Below are 2224 nucleotides of genomic sequence, written 5' to 3' on the forward strand. Positions count from 1 at the left end.
TGCGCACGACCTGAAGGAAATCACCGAAATCGGCCGCCGTTGCGGTCTTGAGCTTCGCGCGGTGGCAACGTCATGACTCGCGGCGTGAAGCCCTCGACCATCGTTCCCGGCACCTCGCCCGTTGTGCGCGTTCCGGCAGCGCCGGCCTACCTGTCGCGCGATGCCAAAGCCGAATGGAAGCGCGTTACACCGATTCTTGTAAATGAGCGCAAGGTGCTGACGATCCCCGATCTTCCGACGCTCGAAACCTATTGCACCCATGTCGGCATCGTTCGGCAGGCGCAACGGGCGCTCGACCAATTCGGGCTGATCATGGACAATGGCAAGCGCAACCCTGCCTATGGTGCGCTCAAGGAATCCTCACTCTTGCTTGTGCGCTGTGCCGGCGAACTTGGTTTGACACCTTCGGCCCGTTCGCGCGCCGCCATGATCGCCGACAATGACGATGATGCTGACAATCCGCTGAAGGTTCGGTGATGGCGAGCACCTATCCCGCATGGCTGTTCGACACTTCGCCCATCCCGGACCCTTTCGGCTACGGCGAGCGGGCGGTGAAGTTCCTTCGCCTTCTGAAGCATCCGGCAAGCACGGCACCCGGCCATGCCTTCCAGCTTTACCTGCCGTTTGAGCGCATGGTGCGCGGGATTTACGGGCCGCGCCATTCGGATGGCCGCCGCATTGTCGAAACCGTGTTCTGGATGATCCCGCGCGGAAATCGGAAAACCTCACTCGCCGCCGCGCTCGCCTTGCTCCACACAATAGGCCCGGAGCGTGTTCCTGCCGGACAGGTGATCTTTGCCGCTTCCGACCGCGAACAAGCCGGTCTTGGCTTCAAGGAAGCCGCGAACATCGTGCGGATGGACAAGCGGCTTGTCGCGGCGACCCGCATCTACGACGCCCATAACAGCGCCAAGAAAATCGCTTTCAGGGCGGAAGGCGTCGAACTTCAGGCCATTTCCAGCGACGGCGCAGCGCAGCACGGTAAGACGCCGGCCTTCGTGCTGGTCGATGAAATCCATGTTTGGAAGGGCCGCGAGCTTTGGGAAGCGCTCAAGTCGGGCATGGTCAAGACCAGCGGCACTCTTATGGTGATCGCCACGACTGCCGGGCGCGGCTCGGAAAATCTTGGCTTTACCGAATACGACTATGCCCGGCGCGTGGCGCTCGGCGAGATTGATAACCCTGCCTATCTGCCGATCATCTTCGAAGCGGCCAATGATGATGATTGGCAGGACGAAGCCCTTTGGCATCGCGTCAATCCCGGCCTTGCTTACGGTTTCCCGAACCTCAATGGCTTACGCAACGCCGCGAAGGAAGCCGAACACCGTCCAGCCGATCGCCACGCCTTCAAGCAATTCAACCTCAATATCTGGCAGGCCAATTCTCGCGACCCGCTTTTCGATATGGCGACCTATGACGCCGGCAAGATCCCGCTCGACCTCGCCGACATGGAAACGCTGCCGTGTTTCATCGGCGTGGATATGAGCGTCAATGGCGATCTAACCGCCGTTGTGGCCGCGTGGCGTGCCGATGATGGCACCATCACCGTGCATCCTTGGTTTTTCGTGCCGGGCGACGACCTGAAGGGCCGCGCCGAACGTGATGGCGTTCCCTATGAGCAATGGCGCGACGATAAGCTGATCACCGTCATTGACGGGCCAGTGATCGAACCGGAAGCCGTGGAAGCCCATATTCGCGAAATTTGCGCCACGTATGACGTGCGCGAGATTGCTTTCGATCCGCACCTCGCCCGCATGACGATGCAGCATCTTCATGATGACGGCTTGCCGGCAGTCGAGATGCGACAGGGACCGCTCACCATGGGACCGGCAATCGGCACCCTTGAACGTGTCGTGAATGGCCGGGCGCTTCGCCATAATGGACACCCGGTCCTTCGGCATCACTTCGATTCCGTTGTCGCCAGCCGAAACGATACCGGCCTTGTTCGGATGCACAAAGGCAAAAAGACCGACCGTATCGACGGCGCGGTGGCTGCCGTCATGGCGGTGGCGCGCGCAACCATGAACGACAATCGAAAGAGCTTCCTCGACATGGACCCGGACGAACTCGACCGGCTCATGAGCGAAGCGGCATAGGATTCAAAGATGGATGACACCCAACGCCTTGTTGTCTCGCTTGAGGCCCGCCTAGACAAATACGAAAAGGATATGGCCCGCGCCGGCAAGGCCACGAACGACAATTACAAACGCATGGAGCGGCGCAC

At 60.4% G+C, this 2224-nt stretch carries 2 protein-coding genes; both read left to right on the forward strand.

Annotated features, from left to right (window positions below):
- The first annotated feature begins 72 nt into the window (after positions 1–72).
- Entirely contained in the window at positions 73–477 is a 405-nt protein-coding gene (locus ACX3P1_RS27945) for a phage terminase small subunit P27 family (protein ID WP_459083031.1), read from the forward strand.
- Entirely contained in the window at positions 477–2096 is a 1620-nt protein-coding gene (locus ACX3P1_RS27950; RefSeq protein WP_459083033.1) for a terminase large subunit, read from the forward strand. Before ACX3P1_RS27945 ends, ACX3P1_RS27950 begins: the two co-directional genes overlap by 1 nt.
- Positions 2097–2224: the final 128 nt, after the last annotated feature.

Source organism: Mesorhizobium sp. A623 (assembly GCF_054489405.1).

Bases quoted from the DNA above. Each gene is read 5' to 3' on its own strand.
- ACX3P1_RS27950 (WP_459083033.1), top strand. From the start codon at position 477: ATGGCGAGCACCTATCCCGCATGGCTGTTCGACACTTCGCCCATCCCG.
- ACX3P1_RS27945 (WP_459083031.1), top strand. From the start codon at position 73: ATGACTCGCGGCGTGAAGCCCTCGACCATCGTTCCCGGCACCTCGCCC.